This window comes from Pseudomonadota bacterium (genome assembly GCA_030775045.1).
Lineage (GTDB): Bacteria > Pseudomonadota > Alphaproteobacteria > JALYJY01 > JALYJY01 > JALYJY01.
Window position 1 is genome coordinate 1 of record JALYJY010000019.1, and the last position, 1513, is coordinate 1513.

Consider the following 1513-nt stretch of genomic DNA (forward strand, 5'->3'; position numbering starts at 1 on the left):
GAATTTGTCAACCTGGCCCGCCTGGCGAAATCAGCCGCCGGGATGCAGATGCTGCAGTAAAGAGCGCGGGAGGGGGGCGTGTGAAAAGCCCCTCTCTTTTTCTGATCCACAAAACTCTTGTAAAAAATGCATTTTTCAGAGGCAGATGCTGTCCCTATGATCCCGGCCCTCCAGCAACGGAGGAAATCATGAGAATCGGCATTGTGGGCAGCGGGGAAACAGCAGCCCGCCTGGAATCAGAACTTACAAAGACCGGCATAGATGCGGAGATCCTGATATTCAGTGAGAGAAAGGCAGAATCCGTTCTGCCCTATTCCATCCGCGGATGGCAGATCACAGGGACAGACGGAAACACCTCAGGCTTTCTGGATACAGTCTTTCTGTGCATGGATCCGTCAGCCTTGGCCCGGCGCATGGCGCACTGTGATTTTGAGGGGCCGGATTCCGACTGCCTTTCCGGACCGCGCCGCGCTTACCCCAGTCTGGAAGCCCTGATCCGGGGCAAGCACGATCAAAGCATGGAAGGATCCTGGAGAACCGTTGTCCTGATCGGCGAAGGCCCTGGATTCTCTGCTGGAATCCTTGAACTGCGCCGCCGGGGATTCAAGGGAGAAATCCTTCAGATTACCGAAGAGGGGGTCAGCTCCATCACTCCGGGCTCTCTGTCTGAAGAAGTGCGCCGGGATGAATCTCCTGTCACCCTGGAGATCAGAGCCGCAGATGGAAAAGTACTCAGGCAGGGCGCAGATATGGCCCTTTGCTGCGACCCTTATATCAAAAGCAAGGTCCTGCTGGATAGCAGCATCCCCGTAGGCCCTGACGGCCGCCCGATGCACGCAAACGGCCGGGTTATCCATGGCCTGTATGTCTGCGATCCGGACACCGTTGCCATAACTGTGGAGAGTTTCCTGGCTATAGAAAAACCCCTCGGAAGAGGTCCCACAGCGCCTGTCTCCGCAGATCCTGTCACCCTGCGGCCGGCCTGAAACCTATGGGCGGGCAGCGCTCGTCACAGAAGCAGGGGGCAGGGAAGACACTCCTTCCCGGCTCTTTTCGCCTTCCAGCAGGTCCTCGTCGAATGCCGCACCCGAGCATACGGCAAAACCTCGTTCCCTGCGGATGTCCTTTACCCACAGGGCCGCCCACTGCTTCCCGCCGGCACGGAATGGCGCCATACCCAGTCTGGTTTCCAGGCGAACCCGTGCGGCATAGTCATTGGCTTCCTGGATCAGCTTCGCTCTGGCACCGGAATCTGGCGCTGCGCACACGTCATAGGCAAATTTAAACAGTTCCCTTTCCCGCTGGACAAGGGCATCGGGTCCAAACAGGGCCTCAATACCCAGGTTTTTATTGTCTTCCGTGTAGACAGAACCGGGACACAGGTCAGACTCGCGGCCACCTGTCCCGGGCAAGACTTCCAGTGCGGCTCCCAGAAGAAGATGGACTTCGCCGGGCGCGATCTCCCGGGTTCCGTCCGTAATCTGTTTGCGGTATGCGACACGCGTTCTCATGG

2 protein-coding genes are annotated in these 1513 nt (G+C 58.1%); one reads left to right on the forward strand and one right to left on the reverse strand.

Going from position 1 to position 1513, the window contains the following annotated elements; translation table 11 throughout:
- Positions 1 to 188: 188 nt before the first annotated feature.
- Positions 189 to 986, forward strand: a complete 798-nt coding sequence (locus M3O22_02835; GenBank protein ID MDP9195694.1) for a hypothetical protein — start codon at positions 189 to 191, stop codon at positions 984 to 986.
- A gap of 3 nt (positions 987 to 989) precedes the next feature.
- On the opposite strand, the gene M3O22_02840 is transcribed toward M3O22_02835, so the two are convergent.
- The coding region (locus M3O22_02840) for a hypothetical protein (protein ID MDP9195695.1) at positions 990 to 1513 on the reverse strand (524 nt) is incomplete at its 5' end.

Bases quoted from the DNA above. Each gene is read 5' to 3' on its own strand.
- M3O22_02835 (MDP9195694.1), top strand. From the start codon at position 189: ATGAGAATCGGCATTGTGGGCAGCGGGGAAACAGCAGCCCGCCTGGAA.